Here is a 24,737-nt window from a genome sequence, read left to right on the forward strand (position 1 = left end):
ACACCTCGCGCCGTCGTGCACGGAATGCGGCGGGTCCGAACCGCGTCGAGCTACGCCGGCGCCTCGTCCGCCCGGCGCGCGGGAAGGGCGGCGCGGGCCAGACCCGCCTCGTCGAGCTGCTCCTCGGCGAGCACGAACGAGGCCGCGAGCTGCTCGGCGGCGAGGCTGGCGTACAGTCCCCCGCGCGCCAGCAATTCGCCGTGCGTGCCGGATTCGACGATGCGACCGGCATCCACCACGTGAATCTGATCGGCACCGATCACCGTCGACAGGCGGTGGGCGATCGACAGCGTGGTTCGACCGTGCGAGGCGGTCTCGAGGGCTTCCTGCACGATGCGCTCCGACACGGTGTCGAGGGCGCTCGTCGCCTCGTCGAGCAGCAGCACGGGCGGGTCTTTCAGCAGCACCCTCGCGATCGCGATGCGCTGCTTCTCGCCGCCCGAGAGGCGGTATCCGCGTTCACCGACGACCGTGTCGTACCCGGCCTCGAAACCGGCGATCACGTGGTGGATGTTGGCCGCCCGACACGCGGCCTCGATCTCGTCGTCGGTGGCGTCGGGACGGGCGTAGCGCAGGTTCTCGCGGACGGTCGCATGGAAGAGGTAGGTCTCTTGCGAGACGATGCCGATCTCGTCGATGATCGAGGCGCGCTCGAGCGAACGCACATCGGCTCCCGAGAACAGGACCGCGCCGCCGCTGGCTTCGTACATCCGCGGCGTCAGGTACAGGATGGTCGTCTTCCCCGCGCCGGACGGCCCGACGAAGGCGACGTGCTGGCCGGGCTCGACCGTGAACGACACGCCGTCGAGGGTCGGTCGCGCCTGCGCAGGGGCGTCCGGGTACCGGAACTCCACGTCGCGGAACTCGATGCGCCCGAGCGGTCCGGGCGCGGCCGAGACGGGAAGCGCATCGGGCACGTCGACGATGGCCGGGCGCAGGTCGAGGTACTCGAAGATCCGGGCGAACAGCGCCGACGAGGTCTGCACGTCGAGCGCGACGCGCATGAGGCCCATCAGGGGCATGAGCAGCCGCGCCTGCACCGTGGTGAAGGCGACGATGGTGCCGGCGGTGATCGCCCCCGCGCCGCCGCCGATGAGGTATCCCGAGACGAGGTAGATGACCGCGGGCACGCTCGACATGATCACCTGCACGACGGCGAAGAAGCCCTGACCGCTCATCGCGCGGCGCACCTGCAGGCCCACCTGGTTGTCGTTCTCGGCGTCGAAGCGCGCGGACTCGGTGCGCTGGCGGTTGAACGACTTCGACAACAGGATGCCCGAGACGCTCAACGTCTCCTGCGTGATCGCGGACAGCTCCGACAGCGACTCCTGCGTCTCACCCGCGATGCGGGCCCGCACCTGGCCCACCCGTCGTTGGACGAACAGCAGGAACGGCATGAGCGCCACCGCGATGAGGGTGAGCCGCCAGTCGATGAGGATCATGGCCACGAGCGACGCGATGACGGTGACGGCGTTGCCGAGGATGCTGGTGACGGTGTTGGTCAGCACACCCGACACGCCGCCCACGTCGTTCTGAAGACGCGATTGGATGACGCCCGTCTTCGTGCGGGTGAAGAACCCGAGCTCCATGTTCTGCAGGTGGTCGAAAAGACGGGTCCGCAGGTCGCCGGTGACCCGATTCCCCACGGTGGCCGTCAGCCAGGTCTGACCGACGTTGAGAGCCGCGGAGACGAGGAAGAGCCCGATCATGAGGCTCACGAGGACGGCGAGAAGGCGCAGATCGGGGTTCGAGCCGTCGACGGGGAACAGCGCGTCGTCGAAGATTCGCTGCACGAGCAGCGGCGGGATGACCGCGACCGCCGCGCCGACGACGACCAGCAGCGCAGTGAAGGCGATGCGGGCGCGGTAGGGGCGGAAGAGCTCGACGACCCGACGGCCCAGATTCGCCACCCGCGGCGCCTGGGCGTTGCGCTTGCGCTGCACGTCGGCATCCACGCCGCGGAACATGCTCCCGCCCATTCCGCCCATGCTCATGCGGGCCAGCCTACGTCCGCCCACCGACATCGAGCCCCGGACGGCGATGTCGCAGCCCCTCGGTAGGGTCGCTACCGGATCATCTTCGATCCGATCGTCTCGATATCGGAATACCTCGGGCCGCCGGCCCGTTGTGTCCGACGCAGTCGCCCTTCGTGGCGCCACGAAGCCCCCCGCGCGTAAAGGACCTCGTCATGGCCGCCACCGGCACCATCCCCGTCTCCCGACCGACGACCGCGTCGACCCCGTCGATGCCGGCGCACCGCCCCGGCCCGGTGATCGCGCTGCTCGTGGTCGCCGCCTTCGTCGTCATCCTGAACGAGACCACGATGTCGGTCGCGCTCCCGGCGATCATGGCCGATTTCGGCGTGAGCGCGGCCACCGGCCAGTGGCTCACCTCCGCGTTCCTGCTGACGATGGCCGTCGTCATCCCCCTGACCGGCTTCCTCCTCGAGCGCTTCCCGATCCGCGTGGTGTTCTTCAGCGCGATGGGCGTCTTCGCCGTCGGCACGCTCGTCGCCGCGGTCGCGCCGGCGTTCGGCGTCCTGCTCGCGGGACGCATCATCCAGGCGATGGGCACGGGCGTCATGATGCCCCTGCTGTTCACGACAGTGCTCAACCTGGTCCCCGCGAACAGGCGCGGTCGGGTGATGGGCGTCGTCACCATCGTCATCGCCGTCGCACCCGCGGTCGGGCCCACGGTCTCGGGCCTCATCCTCTCGGCCCTCACCTGGCACGCGATCTTCTGGCTCATCCTTCCCATCGCGCTCGTCGCCATCGCTCTCGGTGCGCGCTGGGTCCGCAACGTCACCGAGACCCGCCCCGATGCTCGTTTCGACGTCCTCTCGGTCGTCCTTTCGGCGATCGGCTTCGGCGGTCTGGTCTACGGCCTGAGTGCCATCGGCGAATCGGCCTCGGGCCACGCGTCCGTCCCGGTGTGGATCCCGCTCGCGGTGGGCGCCGTGTTCGTCGCGGTCTTCGTCCTGCGCCAGCTCCGCCTGCAGCGCTCGGACTCCGCTCTGCTCGACCTGCGCGTCTTCCTGAGCCCCTCGTTCCGGCTCGCCGTCCCCCTGGTCGCGATCGTGATGGCGGCTCTCTTCGGGTCGCTCATCCTGCTGCCGATCTTCCTGCAGCAGGCGCTCGGCCTCAGCAGCCTCACCGTCGGTCTCATGCTGCTTCCGGGCGGCGTGCTCATGGGGGTCATGGCACCGATCGTCGGTCGCCTGTTCGACCGCTTCGGCCCGACTCCCCTCGTCATCCCCGGGATGCTGATCGCCGCCGCCGTGTTGTGGACGATGGCGCTCACCTTCGGCCAGGGCACCGCGATCTGGTGGATCGTCACGGTCTACCTCGCCCTGAACCTCGGGCTGGGCCTCGTGTTCACGCCTCTGATGACCTCCGCGCTCGGTTCGCTCCCCCGCCGCCTGTACTCGCACGGCAGTGCCGTCGTCGGCACCGCTCAGCAGGTCGCCGGTGCCGCGGGCACGGCCGGCTTCGTGGCGATCATGACCGTGTTCTCGAGCATCGCCCTCGCCGGTGGCACCGACCAGGCCGGCGCCGTCGCGTCCGGCGTGCACGCGTCCTTCCTCGTCGGCGCGGTGATCGCCACGGCCGCGGTCGTCCTCGCGTGCTTCGTGCGCAAGCCGGCGGAGGCGGAAGAAGCCGACGCGGCCGTCGTCGCGCACTGACCGGCATTCGAGGCGGGCGCGCACCGTGACGGTGAGCGCCCGTCTCGCGGTCTGCGCTGAAGACCGGCGCCGCCGGCGTTGCAGCGAGACCCCGGCTCACCACCAGAAGGGGCGACCGACATCGCCGCGCGGGACGCGGACGCGTCGCGTCAGAAAGACGTCAGCGAGCGCTCAGAGAGAGCAGGAGCCGCCGCCGCAGCACTGCGAGGCGGAAGGAGCGTCGTCGTCGGATTCGACAGCGGGGGCGTTCAGCAGCGTGAGAAGCGGCGTGGACGCGGTGGTCGTGTCAGACGTGGAGTCACCGGACATGCGCTCCATGCTACGCCTGCGCGTGCGGGCAGGGGCCGGTGCCGCGCCCGTCCCCCGTCCCGCCGGGAGCGACCGGACTTGTGAACGTGCGGGCACACCCCGGCACCGGCCGTCTATCGACACGGTCGGCCCGCTTCGCGGCTAACCCCTGCACGGGGCATCCGCAACCCCCGCCCTCGCGCCGTGTCTCGTTCCTAACGTGGAGAACCCCACCGACAACGAAGAGAGGCGTATCCATGACCGATCTCAGCGGCAAGCGCATCGCATTCCTGGCCACCGACGGTTTCGAAGACAGCGAGCTGACGAGCCCGTGGGAGGCCGTGACCTCCGCTGGTGCCGAAGCGGTGCTCGTCTCGCCGAACGAGGGCAGCATCAGCGGCGAGAAGGGGCATGAGCAAAAGGTCGACCTCGCCGTTTCGGGCGCCTCCGCCGGCGACTTCGACGCGCTCGTCCTTCCGGGCGGCGTGCAGAACGCCGACGACATCCGCATCGTGACGGATGCCGTGTCCTTCGCCCGCGACTTCTTCGACCAGCACAAGCCCGTCGCCGTCATCTGCCACGGCGGGTGGATCCTGACCGAGGCCGATGTGCTGAAGGGGCGCACGCTCACCAGCTACCCCACGCTGCAGACCGACCTCCGCAACGCCGGCGCCACCTGGGTCGACGAAGAGGTCCACGTCGACCAGGGCCTCGTCTCCAGCCGCAACCCCGACGACCTTCCGGCCTTCAACGCCAAGCTCGTCGAAGAGGTCGCTGAGGGCACGCACTCCGGTCAAACCGCCTGAGCGCGATCGTCGGAAGGGCCCCGGACCACGGTCCGGGGCCCTTCCGCGTGCCGCCGGGCCCACGCATCGTCCCTGTTCGGCGCAGCGTCAGACCGGATACTCGAGAGCCGGCTGACCCTGCGCCGATCACCGGCCCCGCGCAGATCATCGACCTGGGCGGAACACCGACCCTGCGCCGATCACCGACCTGCTGCCGGTCACCGACCCGATGCAAGTCACTGAGCTGCTGCCGGTCGCCGCGATCGCCCGCGGGCACGGCTCCGATCTCGGCACCCACCGACCTGATGGGCCCCTCCGCGAACCGACCCCGACGCCCCCGGTCTCCCGCCCCGCGGTCCGTCCCTCAGCCGCCCTGGCACGACGGGCACCACTGGCCGCCGCCCTTCGTCCCGGGAATGTCCTCGATCACGCCGCCGCACCCCGGACACGGCTCACCCGTGCGACCGTGCACCTTCATCGCCGCCACCTTCGCGGCCTTCTGCTCGGCGATCGGCACTCCGCGACGCGACGCCACGGCGTTGGCGAGCGTGTCGCGCAACGCCGCGAACAGCCGCGTCACCTCGTCGTCCGTCAGCGACGAGGCGTGGGCGACCGGCGACAGTCGCGCGGCGAAGAGTATCTCATCCGAGTACGCGTTGCCGATCCCGGCCAGCGTCTCCTGCTCCTGCAGGAGGGCCTTCACCTGCTTTCGTCGCCCGCCCAGCGCCGCCCGGAGCATCTCGAGCGAGTAGTCCGGGTCGATGGCATCCGGTCCGAGCTTCGCCACCGAGGGCACCTCGCGCGGCTCGTCGACGAGGTGCAGCTGGACGGACAACCACTCCCCCGCATCCGTGATGCCCAGCTCGCCGTCGTCGAACACGACCCGCGCGATGACGGCGGCGGCAGGGGATGCCGCGGCCTCGGCGAGCTGTGGTGCGGCGTCGGCGTCGGTCCACGTCGCCCACCCCGCCCGGCCGAACCCGAGCGAGAGATGCGCACCGTCCAGGTCGAGGTCGATGTGCTTGCCGAATCGCGTCACGGCGGTCACCCGGTGACCCACGAGCTGGTCGAGGGGGCGGCCGCGGGTCTTCCACGCCCTCCCCTCGACGAGCTCGGTGCCGACGACCTCGCGACCGATCAGGCGCTCGCGCAGGAACAGCGCGAGCGCCTCGACCTCGGGGGCTTCGGGCATCGGCGGGTGCCGCTCAGACCCCGAGGTCCGACGCCGCGGGCGGCGCCGCGGGGGCGCTGGATGCCGGCGCGTCGGCCGCGGGGCGACGCGCCGACTCGGCGAACGCGTCGGCCACGGCGCGGCCCTGGATGATCTGCGTCAGGTCGATCCCCGTCGCCGCCTTCACGGCCTCGAACGAGGAGCGCAGGCCCGTCGCCGACTCGGTCGCGAGGTGGCCGCTCGCGCCCTCGCCGCCGAGGACGGTGACGTTGCCGACGCGGTCGTAGCCCTTGGCGAACTCGGCCATCATCGGCACCAGCGCCTCGAGAGCGCGCTGGGCGAGCAGTGCTTCCTGGTTCTGCGACAGGGCCTCGGCCTCGGCGCGGATCGCCTCGGCGCGCGCCTCACCGGCCAGGCGCACGGCCTGCGCGTCGGCTTCGGCGCGCACGCGCACGGCGGAGGCCTCCTGCTCGGCGATCTGAGCGCGAGCCTCTGCGGCCTTGATCTGCGCGTACGCCTCGGCGTCGGCATCCTTCTGGCGCTGGTACAGGTCGGCGTCGGCCACGCGGGAGACCTCGGACTCGAGGCGCGCCTGCGTGTTCTGCGCCTCCTGCTGCAGAACCGCCTGGCGACGCTCGGCGCGGGTGAGGGCCTCGGCCTGCTCGGCCTCGGCGTTGGCCCGACCGACCTCGGCCTTGGCCGCGGCGCTGTTCTTGTCGAGCTTCGTCTGCTCGATCAGGTTCGCCTCATCGGTGGCGATCTGGCGTGCGCGGATCTCGCGAACCGCGTTGATGCGGGCGACCTCGGCCTCGCGCTTCACGCGCTCGACCTCGGTCGCACCGAGGGCGGCGATGTAGCCGTTGCCGTCGGTGACGCCCTGGATCTGGAAGGAGTCGAGGATGAGGCCCTGCGACGACAGGTCGCCCTTGATGCCCTCGGCGATCTGGTCCGACAGCCGCTGCCGGTCGCGCATGAGCTCCTCGACGGTCAGCGTCGCGACGACGCCGCGCAGCGCACCCTCGAGCTGCTCGGTCGTGAACTGCTCGATCGCCTTGTCCTGCGAGGCGAAGCGCTCGGCCGCGCGGCGCACCGACTCGGGGTCGGAGCCGATCTTGACCAGCGCCACACCGCTGACGTTCACGGTCACGCCGTTGGACGACTGCGCGGTCGGCTCCATCTTGATCTGACGAGCGCGCAGCGAGATCATCTCGCCGCGCTGCGTGAGCGGGTTGACGATCGCACCGCCACCGGTGATGACGGTGATGCGGGAGGATCCGCCGTCCGCGCCCTTCTGACGCTTACCGACGATCACCAGGGCCTCGTCGGCCTTGGCGACCCGGTACCAGCCGCGGATCAGCCCCGCGATGATGAGGAAGACGACGATGACGACGACGAGTGCGATGACCACGACGATGCCGATCGCCCCCAGAGCAGCAAATTCCATGGTTCTCCTTCGACAGGCGCCGCACGAGAGCGGCGGCGCGGGGGAATTGCTTCCAACCTATCCGGCGCCCCGCGGGCACTGTCCAGCCCCGGAGCGCACGATCGGCGTCCCCAGGGGCCTGGGGAGGAGCGTACCGTTGAGGGTGAGGCGGCCCGAACCGCCGAAGAAGGGTCCCCCATGAAGATCGTTTCGTCGCAGGATTGGCGGGATGCCATCCGCTTCGACGCCCCCGTCCTCGTCGCCGACGTCGTACCGGGCGAAGCCACCCGGTGCGTCGCGTGCGGCACCGACGGTCCGCTGTACGAGCGCACCGAGCTGTGGGCGGTGAAGCACCGCCACCCCAAGCACCACGGCGGATTCGTCCGCTTCTACTGCGAGGCGCACAAGCCCGTCGCCCCGCCCCCGCCGCCCGCCCCGACCATCGAGATGCGCCGTGCGCGCGCGGCCGCGCCGAAGGCCGAACGCCGCAGCACGAGCCCCAAGCCCACCCCGATCACCGACCGGCCCACGCGGGCGATGTGCCCGGACTGCTTCGTCGAGGTCTCGGCCGGCGGCGACTGCGGCATGTGCGGCACCCAGGTGGTCTGAGCTCGCGGACCGACCGCTCGCAACGACGAATCGCCCCGGACGGATCCGGGGCGATTCGCGTCTGCGGCCGGCTCAGCGCGCCGAGATCGTCCAGCCGGCCTCGTGCGACGCGCCCGGATCGAGCGAGACCACGCCGGTGGCGAAGTCGTAGGCGTCGTCGTTGAACGCATCGGGCGCGCAGGTCATCGGCTCCACCGCCAGCCCCGCGCGGTGTCCGGGCGTCCCGGGCCCGGCCGGCAGGTCGGCGGTGTGGATCTGCACCCACGGGCAGTCCTCGGCCCAGGTCATCGCCACTCCGGTGCCGGCGGGATCGGTGAGGGTGACCGTGGCGCGGCCGTCGGCATCCCGGATCAGCCCGGTGTAGGCATGGTCGATCTCGACGGCGCCGAGCACGCGCTCCTCGCGGTAGTCGAAGCGGTCGGCGTCGACCTCGACGGATGCCAGGGCCACCGGCGCGAGACGATCGGGCGTGACCTCGAGCACGGTGTCGGCCGGGAGCGAGAGCGACCATTCGTCGAGCGCGGCCGGACCGGCGACGAGGTAGGGGTGCGGGCCGGTGCCCCACGGCGCCGGGGTGTCGGACAGGTTGGTCGCTCGCACGGTCTGCGTCAGGCCGTCGGCTCCGAGACGGAACGTGGTGGACACGACGAGCCACCAGGGGTATCCGGCCTGAGCGGTCACGGTCGCGGTCAGGGTGACGGCGTCGTCGGAGGCGTCGAGCACGTTCCAGTCCACCCACGACAGCAGACCGTGCAGGGCGTGGCCGCGGTTCGGCTCGGTGAGCGGCAGCTGGTGCTCCTCGCCGTCGAAGCGATGGATGCCGTCCACCACCCGATTGGGCCAGGGCGCGAGCGTCGTGCCGCGATAGGCGGGTCGCAGTTCGTCGGCGTCGAAGGGGACCACGAGGTCACGGCCGTCGAAGGTGAGCGAGCGGAGGGACGCGCCGACACTGGCGATCGCGGCTTCGTAGCCGTGGGCGCGCAGGACGACGGGGGTGCCCGAGACGAGCGTGGGCGTCTCGGTGGGAACGGCAGCGGTCATTCCGCCATTATCGCGAACGCGGGCGCCTGCCTCCGGCATCCGTGCCGGAAACGACGAATGCCCCGACCGCGAGGGTCGGGGCATTCGGGGAGGGCGACTTACTTGAAGGCGTCCTTGACGTTCTCGCCGGCCTGCTTGGCGTGGGCCTTGGTCTGGTCCGCCTGGCCCTCGGCTTCGAGGCGCTCGTTGTCGGTGGCCTTGCCCGTGGCTTCCTTCGCCTTGCCCGCGATGTTCTCAGCGGCGTTCTTGATCTTGTCGTCGAGTCCCATGTCGGCACCTCCCGTTAGGTTTCCGGGTATCTCCCGATGTGCATCCACGCTAGATCTGCGCGCCCGACGCGGCGGGGGGCTTGAAATTCATGTGCGTGTGAGGCAAGCCGACGGGATAGGTTCGAGGCATGCGCCGGGGGGAAGCATCATTCGCGACGGGCGGTCGCACCTCATGACCGCGCCCGACACGCTCGCCGATTTCTCCAGTCTCCTCGACGAGGCACCGCGCGAGCCGGCACCTCCCGGGCGGGCCGGCCGGGTCGCGCTCATCGTCTTCCTCGTCGTTCTCCTCGCCACCCTCGGCGGTGGCGGCGGCTACGTCTGGTGGGCGTCGTCGGCGGCCCTGCCCGCCCCGACCGTCGCCTCGCAGACGCCGACCGTGAACGCGGCGGGCCCGGCATCCCTGGTCCTGCCCTCCTCCGGCTCGGTGCGGATGAGCATCGACGGCGGCGAACAGTATCTCGGACCCGATGCGGCCGGGGTGTTCGCGTCGTCGGGGGGCGACGACGCCCGTCCCATCGCCAGCATCGCCAAGCTCATCACGGCTCTGGTCGTGCTCGATGCGCACCCGCTGGGCGACGCCGCCGATCCCGGACCCACCATCGCCTTCACCGAGGCCGACACCGACCTGTACGACCGTTTCTACGTGCAGGGCGTCACGATCGCGAACATGCCCGATGGCACCCGCATGCCGTTGCACGACGCCCTGGCCACGATGCTCCTGCCCTCGGCGAGCAACTACGCGGTCGCGATCGCCCGCTGGGGCTTCGGATCGGAGGGCGCGTACGTCGACGCCGCTCGGTCCTGGCTGACCCGCAACGGCCTGAACGACACCCGCATCGTGGATGCCACGGGCATCGACGCGCGCAACACCTCCACGCCCGGCGATCTGGTCGCCATCGCCCGCTTGGCCGGGGCGAACCCCACGATCGCCGCGATCACGGCGATGCGTTCGATCAGCGTGGCCGGTGCGGGCACCGTGACCAACACGAACGACCTGCTGGGCACGCTCGGGATCGACGGACTCAAGACCGGCAATCTCGGCGACGGCACGTTCAACCTGCTGTTCACGGCGTCCCTCGATGTCGGCATCGGCAGCCCGCTCGAGATCACGGGCGTGCGCCTGGGCGGCGAGACCCACGACAGCACCGACGACGATGTGGCGCGACTGCTGCAGAGCGTCAGCGACGGGTTCCACGATCTGCAGGTCGGCAGCCTCGGCGAGACGATCGGTACGATCACCACGCCCTGGGGGTCGCAGGCGGAGCTTGTGCTCGCGAAGAATGCGGAGGTGCGCACCTGGTCGGACACCCCCGTGACCGTGACCCTCGACACCGAGACGCCGCGCACCTACGCCGACGGCGAGACGGTCGGGACCGTCACGTGGACGGCGGGTCCGCAATCGACCTCGGCCGACGTGAAGATCTCCGGCGCCATCGAGGAGCCCACGCTGCTGTGGCGTCTGACCCACCCGGGCGAACTGGGCTGACGCCCGGGCGGGCGCCCCCTCCCGCCATGACGTTTCAGACCGCGGGCAGGTCCGCGTGCGCGATCACGGCCTCGCCGGTGTCGCGCAATTCCATGCGCACGGCATCCCCCCGGAGAACGGCCGCGTTCAGACGGCAGACGATCGGCACCTCGGAGCCCAGCACCTCGCCCGCCGAGAACTCCGCGCCGTCGACCCCGACGAAGACCAGCTCGTAGGTGGCCCCCACGTCGAGCCCCGTCGCTTCGAGGTAGGCCTCCGTGCCCCACGTGTGCGCGACGACCTCGGCCGAGACGTCCACTCCGTCGCGGTCGTCGCTCACCGCGACGCGCTCGAGGGCGCCGAGGGTGCCGGGCGGGCCCGACGGCACCGAGGAGTCGAACAGCCCCACGCCGTTGACCCCGAGCACGACGCCCCCCACCAGGCACGCGGCCGCGACCACCGGCGTCACCCATCGGCGCTGTCGCTCCCGCGGTGCCGCGTGGGGCACCGGAGCCGGGGCCCCCAGCGAGGACTCGATCCGAGCGAACAGCTCGCCGCCGTCGCGCGGCGCGACCCACCCGACGTCGCCCTGACGGAGCCGTCCGGTGAGGTCCTCGAGGTGGGCGTACTCCTCGGCGCGGGCCGGGTCGGAGCGACGCAGCTCGTCGAACTCCGCCTCCTCCGCCGCGCTCAGCTCACCCGCCAGCGCGGCGGCGGCCAGTTCGGCCCAGCGGTCATCGGGAGTGCGCATCGGTCTCCTCCATCTCCTCGAGGTGCGTGCGGAGGGCGCGGAGCCCGTGGAACGTTCGTGTGCGCCACGTCGCGACAGGGACGCCCGTGGCATCTGCGAGCTCCTGATACGAACGACCGTGCAGGTGAATCGCCACGACCGCGGTGCGATGCGCCTCGCTGAGGATCGACAGCGCCTCGAGCATGCGCAAGCGGTCGAGCGGGTCGATCGCCTCGGCCGCCCGGCTCTCGAGCTCGCCTTGGTCGCCGATCACCGGCAGCCGCGCCCGAGCACGCAGGGCGTCGACGATCACGTTGCGCGCGATCGAGAACAGCCACGTGCGCTCGGATGCGGCCCGCGCGTCGAATCGGTCGCGCGCCCGCCACGCTCGGAGGAACGTCTCCTGCACGCAGTCCTCGGCCAACGGCCGGTCGCGCAGGGCGTTCACCGCGAATCCCAGCAGGGCGTGGCCGTTGTCGTCGAACGCACGGCGTAGGTCGAACGCGGGGCGTGTGCTCGGTCGCCGAGAGGCGCGCATCCGCAACTCCCCCTCGCGTCTTGTGGACTCGGACTCCGTCACCCGTGTCGTCCTCTCCGAGGGTAACCGTCGCCTGCCGACGGCCTCGTGGGGTGTACGACCGGGGCGGTGCCGGCGTTCACGGCGCGGAAGAAAATCCCGGATGCCGTGAACGCGCGGCCCCCGGCGGTCGTACTCCCCCGCAACCGGACACTCCGCGTCCCGATCGAAAGGCACGACGATGACGAAGAAGACGTACGCCCGCCCACTGACGATCGGCGCCCTGGCCGGCGTCGCCCTCCTGGCCGTCGGGCTCCCCGCGCACGCCGAGACCGAGGTGGCCGAACCCGCCGAGTTCACGAGCGCGTTCACGGTCATGGCCACCCCCGATCAGGTGATCAACAACGACGGCGTCGCCGCGCCCGGCGAGGAGGGCGCCACCGGCACGTACACGTTCCGCATCAATTCCGACCTCGACATCATCTGCTACGACATCCGCCTCGAGGGCGTCACCGGCGACTACCAGAGCCCCGCCAAGACCGCCACGCACATCCACGAAGCGGCCGTCGGCAAGCCCGGGCCGCCCCGCATCGCCTTCCCCAACCCCGCCCCCGTGGGCGACGGACCCCGCACCTCCTCAGGCTGCCTGCAGGGCCCCTTCACCACGGGCGTGGTCGCCGACGGCGTCGACACCGGCGAGGGCTTCACCCTGAAGCAGATCGAGGCCGACCCCGCCGGCTTCACCGGCGACTCGCACACCGTCGACTTCGCGGCCGGCGTCGTCCGCGGGCAGCTGTCGGCGATCCCCGTCGGCGGCGTCGACACCGGTGCCGGTGGCTCCGCCACGGCGGATGCCGGCGGGTGGGGTCTCGCCGCGGCAGCGGGCGGCCTGGGAGTCGTGGCCGCGGGTGCACTCGCGCTACGCCGCCGTCACGCGTCGTCGGCGAAGTGACCGACGCACGGCGCGGTGCGCGGCGGCCGTCCTTCTCGGGATGGAAGCGGCGCACCGCGTGCGTGCTCGTCGTCGGCGCGCTCACGACCGTCACCGGTTGCAGTTCCCCGCTTGTGGCCGATGAGCCGACGCCCCTCGTGACGACCGCGTCTCCCCCGGCGTCATCATCGCCCCCGACCTCGACGGCGTCCCCGGCCTCGGCTTCCCCTCCCGTGCGCGTGTCGATCCCGGCGATCAACCTGGACGAGTCACTGATCGACCTCGGCATCGCCGACGACGGCGCCATGGAGGTTCCCGCCGACTACGACGAGGTCGGCTGGTTCACCGGCGGAGGGCGCCCCGGGGGCACGGGCCCGACGGTGATCGCCGCGCACGTCGACTCGCCCACCGGTCCCGCGGTCTTCCAGGATCTCGAGGACCTCGTCGTCGGAGACGTCGTGGAGGTGCAGGATGCCGACGGCCGGACGCACGCGTACCGCGTCACCGAAGCGGCCGACTACCCCAAGTCGTCGTTCCCCACCGCGCGCGTCTTCGGGGCGACGGCGCGAGATGAGCTCCGACTCATCACGTGCGGGGGCGTCTTCGATCGCGATTCGGGGCACTACGTCGACAACCGCGTGGTCTACGCGGAGCGGGTCTGACGACCGTCACGTTCCGAGGTGATCGCGCGCCCACAGCGCCGCGCTCGTCCGGTCGGCCACGCCGATCTGGCGGAACACACTGCCCAGGTGCGCCTTCACCGTGCGCTCCGAGATGCCGAGCGCGTTCGCGACCTGCTTGTTGGCGAGCCCGTCGGCCACCAGGCGCAGCACCTCCTCCTCGCGGGCGCTCAGACCGCTGTCCACGGTGATCTCCTCGGGGAGCAGCGCGCCCGCGACGCGCGGATCCAGCGGGGCATGCCCGGCGTGCACGGCCCGCACCGCCGCACGGAGGTCGTGGGGCTCGGCATCCTTCAGCTGATACCCGGTCGCCCCCGCGGCGACGGCGCGACGCACCTGGTCACGGTCGCCGAAGGAGGTCAGGACGAGCACCCGGATGCCGGCGGCACGGGAGCGGATCTCGCGCGTCGCGGTGACCCCGTCCATCACGGGCATCGAGAGGTCCATGACCGCGACGTCGACGTCGACGTCCTCGATCGCCCGGAGGGCGTCGACGCCGTTCGCCGCCGTGGCGACGACGGCGATGTCGCCCTCGGCCGCGAGGACGGATGCCAGTCCCTCCCGCACCATCGAGTGATCGTCGACGACGAGGACGCGGATCATGGGATCTCCCGGGGGGTGTCGGTGAAACGCAGGCGCCAGCGCGTGCCGCGGCCAGGGGACGTCGACAGGGCGAGCTCGGCGCCCGCGTCCGTGGCGAGATCGCGGAGCACGCGCAGACCGAGGTGCCCCTCGGCCGGGGCGTCGAGCACCGCGGTGGCGTCGAAGCCGGGGCCGTCGTCGGCGACGACCAGGTCGATGCGTCCACGGTCGGCCGCGACCGCGATGGTCACCGTGCAGGGCGCGGCGTGGGTCACGGCGTTTCGCAGGGCCTCCTGGACGATCCGATAGATCAGGCGCTCGTGCGCCTCCGACAGTGCATCGATGGGCGCGCGCAGGTCGAGGACGACCGGCACGCCACGCGTCCGGGCGGTCGCGGCGAGGTCGTGCAGCGCCGAGGACAGGCCCGACGCCGTGAGGCTCTCGGGGTAGATGTCGACGAGGAGCGATCGCAGAACCCGCACGTTACCGCGCACGGCGCCCGCGACCTCGCGCATGCCGGCGGCTCCCTCTTCCTCTCCGCGCGCGTCGGCGGCGACGGCGGCGGCCTCGGCCCCGTAACTGGTCGCGACGAGCTCCTGCACCGGGCCGTCGTGCAGTGATCCGGCGATCCGCCGACGCTCCGCGTCCGATGCGTCCACGGCACGCTGCAGCAGTTCCGCCCGGCGTGCCTCCGCGCCTCGGAGCTGGCGCAGCAACGTCCAGACGATCGGGGCCGTCAGCACGACGAACAGCAGCAGACTGCTCGTCGTCACCCCCGCGAAGCCGCGCCACAGCTCGGCGGAACGCGCGGCGACCGGCTCGTACGGGTAGTAGACCTCGAACAGCACCTGCTGCCCACTGGGTGTCCACATGGGCCGGTACACCTCGAGCAGCCGGGAACCGGTCTCGAACTCGTTCTCGTCCTCCGACAGATCCGAGACCGCCGCGCGGGTCGACGGGGCGGCCAGGGCCGCGCGCTGTGCGTCGTCGAGGGCGAAGGTGCGTCCGATCAGCTGCGGCTCGTCGGCGTACAGCACGCGCCCCTCGGTATCCCAGATCTTCACCCGGATGACGTCGTCTCCGAGGATCTGCGACCTCACCGTCTCGTCGAACGCGGCGAGCGCGGCGTCCTCCCCCGCCGCGAGTCCGTCGGTCAGGACCGGACGCACCACGGCGTCGGCGAGCACGTTCGTGACCTGCGCGGCATCATTGACGGCTTCGCGTTCCGCGAGCCACTGCGCGCCGAACCCGGCGAGGGCGGCGACCGCGACGAGCACGGCGGCCAGGCCCGCGGCGAGGCGCACGAGCACTGCACGGGTCGACAAGCGGCGAGGTGCCGCCGACGCCGCTCGGGCCTCGACCAGCACCTGCCAGGGAGAGGCGGACGGGTCCGATGTCACTCAGTCGTCTCCCCCACGGCCACCACCGTCACCACGTCGCGTCCTCCATGGCGGCCGCTGTCATCGGAGCCGGAACCGCCGGAACCCGACCCGCCCGAGGCCGCGTCATCGCCGCCGTTCCGCGAGTCATCGGAGGCGCCGGCATCCGATGAGGTCCGGTCGTCGCCCTGTTCGACGCGAGCGTCGCGGGGGACCTCTCCCCCGCCGTCATCGGCCCCGGAGGGAGCGACGGAATCGTCCGTGACGGCCGACCCGCCGTGGTCGTCGATGTTCCCGGACACGGAGGAATCGTCTGAGGTCGAGCCGCGTCGGTCGTCCGCGGCGGCGTCGCCATCCGCGTCACGATCGTCGCCCGGCTCGCTCCGTCGGTCCCGGTCCCGATCACCGCCGTGGTCGTCCACGCTCGGGCCGGGGCTCGGAGTGAGGACGCCCACCTGGACCGACGTCGGCACGGGAACGGGAACCGATTCGGCGAACGAGGCATTGCCCCACAACCCCACCGCCGCGGGGGCGGCGGCGAGCACCAGCGCACCCGCGCCGATGAGGATCCGCTTCTTCATGTCATCCATCCTTCCGCCCTCTGCATTGTCACCCGCGACGAGGACTGTCATGACCCACTGTCCGCGAAACAGCGCACCGGGGCCATCGGACGATGGTCGTAGTACCAAGGTCGCATTGCCCGGCCCGGGGTCGCGGACCGACGGTGGACACAGCTCGCCCACCGACGAAACGAGAGAGCATGAGCATCAGCACCCCGTCCCGCCGCCGCCTGGCCCGCGGCACCGCGATCCTCGCGGCCGCCCTGGTCGCGGCATCCGGACTCCTCCTCCCCACCGCGGCCCAGGCCAAGACGACCTCAGCGGGCGGTGACTACGCGGTCACCGTCAACGGCACCACCTACAACCCCGCACCCGGCAAGGACGCGAAGCTGAAGGACATCGCCGTCTCGGGCCGCATCACCGTGAGCGGGACGAACAACCGCTTCACGATCGACCCCGTGACCCTGGGCGTGTACGACTACACCCTGACCGGCGCCCCCGACACGCAGCGCATGGTCACGAGCCCCACCGTGGTGTTCGCGTCGAAGGTGCCGACGCTCACCGCCGCGCAGCGCGCAGGCACCCGCCTGTCGAGCCTCGAGGTGCGTGACGACGCGATCGTCGCGATCTTCACCACGGCGGCCGGCAAGCTCAAGATCCAGGCCAAGGACGGCGCGCAGGGCGGCATCTTCCAGATGGAGCCCGAGTTCGCCGCCCCCGTCGAACTCGTGCACACGCTCGGCCCCGGGCTGTTCTACTTCGTGAACCAGTACACGGGCAAGATCAACTTCGGAAACGGAGTGGATGCCGTCGCCTCCGGCGCGAACGCCCACCAGATGCTGCTCGGCAAGGACAGCCCCCAGGTCGCGACGAAGACGTATCAGGATGCCACCGTCACGAAGTGGACCGTGACCTCGGGCGGCCGCATGGGCGGCGTGCTCGGCGAGGATGCCGTGGAACTGTCGGCCGGCGCCACGAACTGCACGAGCCAGTGCCAGGCGCAGAACCGCATCAACGGTTCGCTCCCCGTTCCGCCCGACCCGACGAACCCGACGCCGATCGGCGGCTGAGTTCCCTGGGAACACAGAGACCCGAAGAACACAGCGCCCCCGGTCGGATGGCCGGGGGCGCTGTCGTGTTCCTCGCGACGGGCTCGCCGTGACCCCGCTCTCGACGGCGTGGACGGTCGGCGCTCGCCTGCCACCGTTCGCGGTCAGAAGCCGGCGACGCCCTGCGGCCCCACCGTCGTGGGCGCGAACCCGGCGAATCCGTCGATGCGCTGCTGGGCCACGGTGGTCCCGAGCTCCGCGCGCAGATGCGGGTGCGTCCAGTAGAAGTGAGCCGCGGCATAGACCGCGCGCGGCGCCGCGTCGAGCGCGAACGTGGCGATCTGCCACGACCGCAGCTCGCCCGAGGCGAGGTCGACGTCACGCTCGATCCGCAGGACCGGGATCTTCACCGGGCGCGCCTGCTGCACCCCCGAGTCGTTCGTCGTCGTCGCGACCACTGCCTTCACCTCGGACCACGGGATGTTCGTGCCCACGCCTTGGAACCGCACCGCGATACCGCTGCGCCCGACCGCCACGCACTGACGGTTGCCCCACGATGAGCGGCTCCGCGAGGCGAAGAGCAGGCTGATGAACGAGATGAGGAAGAACAGCCCGATGAGCCCGAAGACACCCGCGATCACGTACGGGATCGGGCCCTCCATCGCCGGGGTGGTGCCGGCCTGCATCAACACGGCGACCACCACCCACCCGAGGAACAGGGTGATGACACCGGTCACGACGGTCAGGAACAGCGGAGGTTTCTTCAGCGGGGCGACGTGCAGCCAGTCGTCGGGCGCCCGCTCGAACGTCCGGTTGAACATCTCCGCGGGCAGCAGAGACAACCGCTTCTTGGATGCCGCCGGCCACACCCACCCGGGCGGAACAGAGGCGATGCGGGCGTCGGGGGTGTCCATGGAGCCCAGTGTAGGAAAGAGCATCTGACGACGGACGGTACGGGTGGCCAGGTCTCTGCCGCGTCGCGACGCATCGTCGCTAGGCGGACGGCGGACCGCCGAGCACATCGACGATCGTCCGCGGGTCGATGTCGAGATGCTCGGCGGAGACCGTCCGGCGCCGCCGTGTGCGTCCGTCGTGCCGCGTGAAGACGATGGCGGCCGTCGGCAGCAGTCCGGACGCCGGTCTGATCTCGGCGGTCGTCCCCTCCCGCGGCCACTCCTCGGCCGGCACTCGTCCAGCCACGCCGGACGGACGTTCGAGGGCCGGGAAATGCACGCTGGTGGGGGTGATCGCGACGGTCATCTCAGGTATGCGTGGTCGTCGCCGGAGCTGGCGCACACCGAAGACGCCGATGGCGAGGGGAACGAGGAGCAGCGCGCCGAAGACGACTACCAGGGTGGCGCTGGCCTGCCCGGCGACGGCCGCGGCGACGAGTGGGAGCAGCGTGACGAGTCCCCACACCGCGGCGAGGGCGATCGCCGCGATACCCTGCCCGCGCACGGCCTTCCGCAGGGCGCTCTCCACGGCTGCCCGCTTGACTTCGTCGTAGCGCGCGACGATGTCCCGGGAAGTCATCGGCCGTCGCCCCTCACCCGAGCGTCAGTTGTTGAACCGGAACTCCACCACGTCGCCGTCAGCGAAGGACACGTGGCACTCGTGAATTCGTCGGTACGTGCCAACACGGCACTCACGGCGAAGTCTCGCGGTGCTTCGCAATAGAGTCGGATGATGGGATCCTCTCCATCGCTCTTCTGGAGCTATGCTCACGCTGACAATCAAGCCGAGCGAGGGCGTGTGTTGGCTCTTGCGAACCATATCCGTGATGAGTACGCCCTGATAACGGGGGACGATCTTGACGTCTTCGTCGACAGGAAAGCGATCAGCTGGGGCGACCGCTGGCGCGAAGTTATCGACGAGGCCCTCCTCGGCAGCACGGCGTTCGTGAGCGTAGTGACACCGCGCTACGTGAGGAGCGAGGAATGCCGTCGCGAATTCGTGGAGTTCCGAAGTCATGCCGAGAGTCTAGGAGTTGGCTCCCTTGTTCTCCCGGTGCTGTACGCGGACGTTCCCGCGCTTGCTGAAGACTCCACTGACGAGCTAATGGCTATCGTGGCGAAGACTCAATACGTTAATTGGCAAAGTTTGAGACTCGCTCATGTTGACTCAGAAGTGTATCGCCAGGCAGTACACGATCTCGCGCTGCGCATCCGCGACATTATGTCCGAAGCGCAGACGGCGAGCGCCAATCAGATCGCTAGGCGCTCCAATGATCAGTCGGCTGACACTGACGACGCGCTGGCCGCGATCGCCTCAATCGAATCTCAACTGCCCGCGTGGCTTCGAGCAGTTGAAGATGACACCGTGCAACTCGCCCTATATAAGGCGATGAGCAAGAACTACGAGGAACGCAGACAGAAAACGCCGAAGCAGGCGCAGCTCGCTCTGCTGCATCGGCGTGCGAAAGATGCACTACCCATCATCGAACGAGGCAGGGATCTCGCTCGCACTTGGTCAGCGTCCACGATTGAGCTGCACCCCTCGGTGCTAATCGCCCTACGGCATGCTCGGGAACATCCGTCCATTCTCGATTCTCTGACGCCTTTCAGGCAAGCTGTGCAATTAGCAGTCGAACAAGTTGAAGAATCACTTAAGCCTCGCGAGGGAAAGATCTGGGCCAGTGACTATTGGGAACATCACAACAGACTTGGAGGAGTTTTCAGACAAATTTGGGAAGTAGAACTCGAGAGTAATCGCTATCGACATGAAGGTAATCAGCTAGTCCTTCATTGGCACCAAGAACTTGCGAACTTGCCCTAGTCCAGCTCGCAGTCTGCGACCCAACAGCGCCCCGACTCTTACTACAGAGTCGAGCCGCTAAGTTGGCAGGACAGATTGGCTAGATAACAACGCTGCACGCCGCTCAGGAGGACGCGCGTGCCGGCGGGATGCGTAGCGTGCGATGCGCGATCACGTCAGTTGTTGAACCGGAACTCCACCACGTCGCCGTCCTGCATGACGTAGTCCTTGCCCTCGAGGCGCGCTTTGCCCTTCGCGCGGGCCTCGGCGACCGAGCCGAGCTCGACGAGGTCGGCGAACGAGATGACCTCGGCCTTGATGAAGCCCTTCTCGAAGTCGGTGTGGATGACACCGGCCGCCTGCGGGGCCTTCGCGCCCTGCGGGATCGTCCACGCGCGGGCCTCCTTGGGGCCGGCGGTGAGGTAGGTCTGCAGGCCGAGCGTGTCGAAGCCGATACGGGCGAGCTGATCGAGGCCCGACTCGTCCTGACCGGTGGAAGCCAGAAGTTCGGCGGCATCCTCGGGGTCGAGGTCGATCAGCTCGGACTCGATCTTGGCATCCAGGAAGACGGCCTTCGCGGGCGCCACCAGCGCCGACAGCTCGTCCTTGCGAGCCTGGTCGGTGAGCACCGCCTCGTCGACGTTGAAGACGAAGATGAAGGGCTTGGCGGTCAGCAGACCCAGCTCGCGGATGGGCGAGAGGTCGAGACCGGATCCCGAGAGCAGCACGCCGCGCTGCAGGGCGTCCTGCGCGGCCTTGGCCGCGTCGAGGACGGAGGAATCGAGCTTCTTGCCCTTGACCTCCTTCTCGTAGCGCGTGATGGCCTTCTCGAGGGTCTGGAGGTCGGCGAGCTGCAGCTCGGCGTTGATCGTCTCCATGTCGCTGGCGGGGTTGACCGCACCGTCGACGTGGACCACGTCGTCGTCGGCGAACCCGCGGACGACCTGGGCGATGGCATCCGCTTCACGGATGTTCGCGAGGAACTGGTTGCCGAGGCCCTCGCCCTCGCTCGCGCCGCGCACGATGCCGGCGATGTCGACGAACGACACCGCGGCCGGCACGAGCCGCTCGCTGCCGAAGACGTCGGCCAGCTGCTGCAGGCGTGCATCGGGAAGGTTCACGACCCCGACGTTGGGCTCGATCGTGGCGAACGGGTAGTTCGCGGCGAGCACCGAGTTCTTGGTCAGGGCGTTGAAGAGGGTCGACTTTCCGACGTTGGGAAGGCCGACGATTCCGATGGTAAGAGCCACGGGAGTCCAGGTTACCCGGCCCGGGCGGCGCCCACCCGCCTCACGGCCGCCGCGCGCGGAATGCGTGGGTGACGTACGGCAGCGCGACCGTGGCCCCGTCGGCCAATCCGGGGACGGATGCCACGACCTCGTCGACCGCGGCATCGATCCGCGCGCGGGTCTCGGGGTCGGCCGTGATGACGTCGCTGCGCGAGGAGACGAGCTCGCGCAGCAGGGGAAGGGTGATAGGCCGCTCCCAGCGCCACTGCTCGTGCTCGAGCGGCGCGAAGGGCTCCGCGACCCGTGGGCCGGTGGTCGCGAGGAGCACCTCGGCGTTCGACCCGCCCATCGCCGCGGTGAGACGGCGCACCCAGTCGACGGCGTCGTCGCGGATGTTCCAGATCAGACCGAGGGACCCGCCGCTGCGCAGCACCCGCCCCACCTCGCGCGATGCCGCCTCGACGTCGACCCAGTGCCACGCCTGGCCCATCACGACCGCATCGAGACCGGCGTCGGGCAGCGGCAGACGCTCCGCCGTGCCGGCGAAGGTCGGCACGCCGTGGACGGAGGAGCGCAGGGCGGCGAGCATGTCGGCATCCGGGTCGATCGCCACCACGTCGGCACCGAGCTCGACGACCGCCCGCGTGAGCTTTCCCGTGCCCGCCCCCACGTCGGCCACGCGCAGGGCGCGCCCCTCTTCGCGCACCGGAGCCAGCAGCCAGGCCACGGCTTCGGCCGGGTATCCCGGGCGGCCCGACTCGTACGCGGACGCCGCCTGCCCGAACGACGTCGACTTCTCACTCCCCGTCATGGCCTCGACCCTACGCCGCCCCTCCGACACGCACTCCATGCTCCCGCGCGCCGGCCCGCCCGGGAGCCACGGCCCCCACCGCGGCCCCGGATGCCACGGGCGGGCACGTCCGCCACGATCCCTGTGCGGCGCCCTCGACGCGCGGTCGCGCCGCGAGGACGTATCCGCACGCCGGTGCGCCGCCGACCCCGGCGCGCCTCCCTCCCGACGCGGTCCCGGCGGCGCAGGGTGGATGCGTGGCTCTGGATTTCACCGCGATAGACTTCGAGACGGCGAATTCCAGCGGCGCGTCCGCGTGCGCCGTGGGCCTCGCCCGCGTCCGCGGAGGACGCGTGGTGGCGACCGCGGCGTGGCTCATCAAGCCGCCGCCCGGACACGACCACTTCGCGCCGATCAACATCGGCATCCACGGCATACAGCCCGCCCACGTCGTGGACGCGCCGTCGTGGAGCGCCCAGCTCGCACGACTCACGGCCTTCGCCGGCTCCGACGTGCTCGTGGCGCACAACGCCGGGTTCGACATGTCGGTGCTCCGACGGGCGTGCGCGGCGACGGGCGACGAATGCCCGCCGTACCGCTATCTCTGCAGCGTGCAGATGTCGCGCAAGACCTACACGCTCGACTCCTACCGGCTGCCGCTCGTCGCCGCCGCAGCGGGATGCTCGCCGTTCGCGCACCACGACGCGCTCGCCGACGCGGTCGCGTGCGCGGAGATCACGATCGACTGCGCCCGCCGCGCCGGGGTCGACGACGTGCAGGGTCTCGCGGCGCATCTCGGCGTGCGCATCTCGCAGATCGCCGTCGAACCGGCCGAGCGCGCCGTCGCCTGACCCCTTCCGGACGACGCCCTTCGGTCATCCGCACGCTCGCTCGCGGCCCGGGACCGCCCGCCCACTCCGCACCCGTCGCCCGAGCCCGCCCGGCCCGTCTTTCCGGCGATGTCGGAGGTGTGGGGCATGCTGACCCCATGGATGCCATCACCCTCGTCCTCGTGATCCTCGCCCTGGCGCTCGGCGTCGCCGGCGGCTGGTTCATCGCCGGTGCCCGCACGTCCGCGCGCAGCGCCGCCGAGCAGCGCGGTCTCGAGACTCGCGCGATCGCGGCCGAGACCGCGCGCGCCGGGTTGCAGCAGCAGCTCGAGCATCAGGCGGCGATGTACCGCGAGCTCGTGGGCCAGTCCCGGGCCGATCAGGCCGCACGCGAAGAACGAGAGCGTCGCGAGCAGACCGTGCTGCGCGCCCTCGACCCCGTCCGCGAGACCCTCGACGCGATGCAGCGCAAGGTCGACGGGCTGGAGCGCGACCGGGTCGAGCAGTACTCCGCGCTCGGCGAGCAACTGCGACTCTCCCGCGAGGCAGACGAAGCGCTGCGCGCCACCACCGAATCGCTCGCCTCGGCGATGCGATCGGGCACGACGCGCGGAGTGTGGGGCGAGACGCAGCTGCGACGCGTCGTCGAGGCCGCCGGGCTCACCCGCTATGTCGATTTCGACCTCCAGGCGGCGATCTCGAGCGACGCCGGCGCGGGCCGCCCCGACATGGTGGTGCGTCTTCCCGGCGGCAAAGCCCTCGCGGTGGATGCCAAGGTCCCTCTCGAGGCCTACCTGCAGGCCAGCGCCATCGCGGTGACCGCACACGGAGACGAGGGCGCGCGCCGCGCCGCCCTCCTCAGCAAGCACGCCCGAGCGGTGCGGGCGCACGTCGACGCCCTCGCGAAGAAGGCGTATTGGGCGGGCCTGACCACGAGCCCCGAGTTCGTGGTGTGCTTCCTGCCCAGTGAGTCGCTCCTGGCCTCCGCCCTCGACGAAGACCCGACGCTCCTCGAGTACGCCTTCGCGCGACGCGTCGCCCTGGCCTCCCCCGTCAACCTCTGGGCGGTGCTGAAGACGGTGGCCTTCACCTGGACGCAGCAGGACGTCTCCGACGAGGCCCGCACGCTCTTCCACCTCGGTACCGAGCTGTACGAACGCGTCGGGGTCCTCGCCGGTCACGCCAACGACCTGCGTCGCGCGATCGAGAAGACGGTCGACAGCTACAACCGGTTCGCGGGGTCGCTCGAATCGCGTGTGCTCGTCACCGCGCGCAAATTCCCCGGCATCGACGAGACGAAGCTCGCATCCGTCGCTGCTCCCCCCGCGCTCGACGCCGCACCGCGCCGCTGGACCGCGCCGGAGATGCTCGACCTCGGCACGACCACGGGCGATGACGATCCCGCCGGTGACGCGTCACCCTCCCGCGTGCCGCCCGTCGACGCGTCGCCCGCCGACACCGGCGCGTCGTCCGCGTACGCCGATCTCGGTGGCGTCCGCGCGCGAGCCGGGTTGCTCGACGAACCCGGAAATCGCTCCGAGCCCTGAGCACCGAGCACCCCGCTGCCGCCCCTACACGCGAAACCGGGCCGACCCCAAGGGATCGACCCGGTGCGAGAACGCGAGACTCAGGCCCCGCCGGGAACCCAACTCAGCAGGCTGACCACGGCGGCGGAGACGGCGACGAACGCCCCGACCATCCACCACGCGCTGACTTCATGGCCCTCATCGCGACGGACGCGGAGAAGGACGTCGGGACGTCGAGCCGGGTCGACGGCGCTGGCGATGACCGCCTGCGCACCTGTCTGAGGTGCGGTCTGATTCGTCGGAGCTGTTGCCATGGACGATCCCCCTTCGGGTCTCGGAAGAACACAGCGTCGCCGTTGACACTCCTTGAGATTCTGCCAGACGAGGTGCGCGCGACCGGTCACGCTTGCGCAACGACACGCCCGGCTGTAGCTGCACGTCGAA

Annotated in this window: 26 protein-coding genes; 10 read left to right on the top strand and 16 right to left on the bottom strand. The window is 70.6% G+C overall.

All coding sequences use genetic code 11. From position 1 onward, the window contains the following. Positions 1–50: 50 nt before the first annotated feature. Entirely contained in the window at positions 51–1,988 is a 1,938-nt protein-coding gene (locus AB0N82_RS13455) for an ABC transporter ATP-binding protein (protein WP_363392291.1), read from the bottom strand. A 200-nt stretch (positions 1,989–2,188) separates the two neighbouring features. On the opposite strand from AB0N82_RS13455, the gene AB0N82_RS13460 reads away from it, so the two are divergent. After that, on the top strand, positions 2,189–3,682 hold the full coding sequence (locus tag AB0N82_RS13460) for an MDR family MFS transporter (protein ID WP_363392200.1): 1,494 nt from the start codon (positions 2,189–2,191) through the stop codon (positions 3,680–3,682). Between the two features lie 171 nt (positions 3,683–3,853). Here the strand turns inward: AB0N82_RS13460 and AB0N82_RS13465 are convergent, their stop codons facing one another. Further along, the gene (locus AB0N82_RS13465; RefSeq protein WP_315995331.1) at positions 3,854–3,991 is read right to left on the bottom strand and encodes a hypothetical protein; all 138 of its coding nucleotides are present in this window, start codon (positions 3,989–3,991) and stop codon (positions 3,854–3,856) included. Between the two features lie 236 nt (positions 3,992–4,227). On the opposite strand from AB0N82_RS13465, the gene AB0N82_RS13470 reads away from it, so the two are divergent. Further along, the gene (locus tag AB0N82_RS13470; protein ID WP_363392203.1) at positions 4,228–4,776 is read left to right on the top strand and encodes a type 1 glutamine amidotransferase domain-containing protein; all 549 of its coding nucleotides are present in this window, start codon (positions 4,228–4,230) and stop codon (positions 4,774–4,776) included. A 343-nt stretch (positions 4,777–5,119) separates the two neighbouring features. Here AB0N82_RS13470 and AB0N82_RS13475 read toward each other — a convergent pair whose 3' ends face one another. Further along, positions 5,120–5,947 carry a DNA-formamidopyrimidine glycosylase family protein gene (locus tag AB0N82_RS13475; protein ID WP_315995329.1) on the bottom strand — a complete coding sequence of 276 codons (828 nt, stop codon included), beginning with the start codon at positions 5,945–5,947 and terminating at the stop codon, positions 5,120–5,122. Positions 5,948–5,960: 13 nt separating this feature from the next. Further along, positions 5,961–7,370, bottom strand: coding sequence for an SPFH domain-containing protein (locus AB0N82_RS13480; RefSeq protein ID WP_363392205.1), 1,410 nt, complete (start codon positions 7,368–7,370; stop codon positions 5,961–5,963). A gap of 177 nt (positions 7,371–7,547) precedes the next feature. Between AB0N82_RS13480 and AB0N82_RS13485 the strand changes: the two genes are divergently transcribed. Beyond that, entirely contained in the window at positions 7,548–7,958 is a 411-nt protein-coding gene (locus tag AB0N82_RS13485) for a glucose-6-phosphate dehydrogenase (RefSeq protein WP_315995327.1), read from the top strand. Between the two features lie 72 nt (positions 7,959–8,030). On the opposite strand, the gene AB0N82_RS13490 is transcribed toward AB0N82_RS13485, so the two are convergent. Next, positions 8,031–8,999, bottom strand: a complete 969-nt coding sequence (locus AB0N82_RS13490) for an aldose 1-epimerase family protein (protein WP_363392207.1) — start codon at positions 8,997–8,999, stop codon at positions 8,031–8,033. A 98-nt stretch (positions 9,000–9,097) separates the two neighbouring features. Then, positions 9,098–9,268 carry a CsbD family protein gene (locus AB0N82_RS13495; protein WP_074697048.1) on the bottom strand — a complete coding sequence of 57 codons (171 nt, stop codon included), beginning with the start codon at positions 9,266–9,268 and terminating at the stop codon, positions 9,098–9,100. A 172-nt stretch (positions 9,269–9,440) separates the two neighbouring features. Between AB0N82_RS13495 and AB0N82_RS13500 the strand changes: the two genes are divergently transcribed. Then, positions 9,441–10,757, top strand: a complete 1,317-nt coding sequence (locus tag AB0N82_RS13500; protein WP_363392210.1) for a D-alanyl-D-alanine carboxypeptidase — start codon at positions 9,441–9,443, stop codon at positions 10,755–10,757. 34 nt (positions 10,758–10,791) lie between these two features. Here the strand turns inward: AB0N82_RS13500 and AB0N82_RS13505 are convergent, their stop codons facing one another. Both AB0N82_RS13505 and AB0N82_RS13510 read right to left on the bottom strand, forming a co-directional pair. Further along, the gene (locus tag AB0N82_RS13505; RefSeq protein WP_315995324.1) at positions 10,792–11,487 is read right to left on the bottom strand and encodes a hypothetical protein; all 696 of its coding nucleotides are present in this window, start codon (positions 11,485–11,487) and stop codon (positions 10,792–10,794) included. Beyond that, entirely contained in the window at positions 11,471–12,004 is a 534-nt protein-coding gene (locus AB0N82_RS13510; protein ID WP_315995323.1) for a sigma-70 family RNA polymerase sigma factor, read from the bottom strand. The genes AB0N82_RS13505 and AB0N82_RS13510 overlap by 17 nt, the downstream gene beginning before the upstream one ends. Positions 12,005–12,224: 220 nt before the next feature. On the opposite strand from AB0N82_RS13510, the gene AB0N82_RS13515 reads away from it, so the two are divergent. Both AB0N82_RS13515 and AB0N82_RS13520 read left to right on the top strand, forming a co-directional pair. Beyond that, positions 12,225–12,935, top strand: a complete 711-nt coding sequence (locus AB0N82_RS13515; protein WP_363392212.1) for a CHRD domain-containing protein — start codon at positions 12,225–12,227, stop codon at positions 12,933–12,935. A 137-nt stretch (positions 12,936–13,072) separates the two neighbouring features. Further along, complete coding sequence (locus tag AB0N82_RS13520; protein WP_363392293.1) at positions 13,073–13,576, top strand: class F sortase; 504 nt, start codon at positions 13,073–13,075, stop codon at positions 13,574–13,576. A 6-nt stretch (positions 13,577–13,582) separates the two neighbouring features. Here AB0N82_RS13520 and AB0N82_RS13525 read toward each other — a convergent pair whose 3' ends face one another. From AB0N82_RS13525 to AB0N82_RS13535, 3 genes are read right to left on the bottom strand one after another with little or no spacing between them, the layout of a single operon-like run. Continuing rightward, positions 13,583–14,197 carry a response regulator transcription factor gene (locus AB0N82_RS13525; RefSeq protein WP_315995320.1) on the bottom strand — a complete coding sequence of 205 codons (615 nt, stop codon included), beginning with the start codon at positions 14,195–14,197 and terminating at the stop codon, positions 13,583–13,585. Further along, the gene (locus AB0N82_RS13530; RefSeq protein ID WP_363392215.1) at positions 14,194–15,576 is read right to left on the bottom strand and encodes an ATP-binding protein; all 1,383 of its coding nucleotides are present in this window, start codon (positions 15,574–15,576) and stop codon (positions 14,194–14,196) included. The genes AB0N82_RS13525 and AB0N82_RS13530 overlap by 4 nt, the downstream gene beginning before the upstream one ends. Beyond that, complete coding sequence (locus tag AB0N82_RS13535; protein WP_363392217.1) at positions 15,573–16,136, bottom strand: hypothetical protein; 564 nt, start codon at positions 16,134–16,136, stop codon at positions 15,573–15,575. The genes AB0N82_RS13530 and AB0N82_RS13535 overlap by 4 nt, the downstream gene beginning before the upstream one ends. Positions 16,137–16,315: 179 nt before the next feature. On the opposite strand from AB0N82_RS13535, the gene AB0N82_RS13540 reads away from it, so the two are divergent. Next, entirely contained in the window at positions 16,316–17,185 is an 870-nt protein-coding gene (locus tag AB0N82_RS13540; protein WP_315995317.1) for a hypothetical protein, read from the top strand. A 143-nt stretch (positions 17,186–17,328) separates the two neighbouring features. Here the strand turns inward: AB0N82_RS13540 and AB0N82_RS13545 are convergent, their stop codons facing one another. Further along, positions 17,329–18,078, bottom strand: a complete 750-nt coding sequence (locus tag AB0N82_RS13545) for a hypothetical protein (RefSeq protein ID WP_315995316.1) — start codon at positions 18,076–18,078, stop codon at positions 17,329–17,331. A gap of 79 nt (positions 18,079–18,157) precedes the next feature. Continuing rightward, a complete protein-coding gene (locus tag AB0N82_RS13550) occupies positions 18,158–18,697 on the bottom strand; it encodes a phage holin family protein (protein WP_363392219.1) in 540 nt (179 codons plus the stop codon). Between the two features lie 153 nt (positions 18,698–18,850). On the opposite strand from AB0N82_RS13550, the gene AB0N82_RS13555 reads away from it, so the two are divergent. Further along, positions 18,851–19,939, top strand: coding sequence for a toll/interleukin-1 receptor domain-containing protein (locus AB0N82_RS13555; protein ID WP_363392221.1), 1,089 nt, complete (start codon positions 18,851–18,853; stop codon positions 19,937–19,939). A gap of 155 nt (positions 19,940–20,094) precedes the next feature. Here AB0N82_RS13555 and ychF read toward each other — a convergent pair whose 3' ends face one another. Both ychF and AB0N82_RS13565 read right to left on the bottom strand, forming a co-directional pair. Beyond that, on the bottom strand, positions 20,095–21,168 hold the full coding sequence (ychF, locus tag AB0N82_RS13560; protein WP_363392223.1) for a redox-regulated ATPase YchF: 1,074 nt from the start codon (positions 21,166–21,168) through the stop codon (positions 20,095–20,097). 40 nt (positions 21,169–21,208) lie between these two features. Further along, on the bottom strand, positions 21,209–21,958 hold the full coding sequence (locus tag AB0N82_RS13565) for a class I SAM-dependent methyltransferase (RefSeq protein WP_363392225.1): 750 nt from the start codon (positions 21,956–21,958) through the stop codon (positions 21,209–21,211). A 236-nt stretch (positions 21,959–22,194) separates the two neighbouring features. Between AB0N82_RS13565 and AB0N82_RS13570 the strand changes: the two genes are divergently transcribed. Further along, positions 22,195–22,788, top strand: a complete 594-nt coding sequence (locus tag AB0N82_RS13570) for a 3'-5' exonuclease (protein ID WP_363392227.1) — start codon at positions 22,195–22,197, stop codon at positions 22,786–22,788. A gap of 137 nt (positions 22,789–22,925) precedes the next feature. Next, positions 22,926–24,314, top strand: coding sequence for a DNA recombination protein RmuC (locus tag AB0N82_RS13575; protein WP_363392229.1), 1,389 nt, complete (start codon positions 22,926–22,928; stop codon positions 24,312–24,314). An 80-nt stretch (positions 24,315–24,394) separates the two neighbouring features. Here the strand turns inward: AB0N82_RS13575 and AB0N82_RS13580 are convergent, their stop codons facing one another. After that, on the bottom strand, positions 24,395–24,607 hold the full coding sequence (locus AB0N82_RS13580; RefSeq protein ID WP_083708993.1) for a UDP-N-acetylmuramyl pentapeptide phosphotransferase: 213 nt from the start codon (positions 24,605–24,607) through the stop codon (positions 24,395–24,397). Positions 24,608–24,737 lie beyond the last annotated feature (130 nt).

It is taken from the genome of Microbacterium sp. NPDC089186, assembly GCF_040685115.1.
Lineage (GTDB): Bacteria > Actinomycetota > Actinomycetes > Actinomycetales > Microbacteriaceae > Microbacterium > Microbacterium galbum.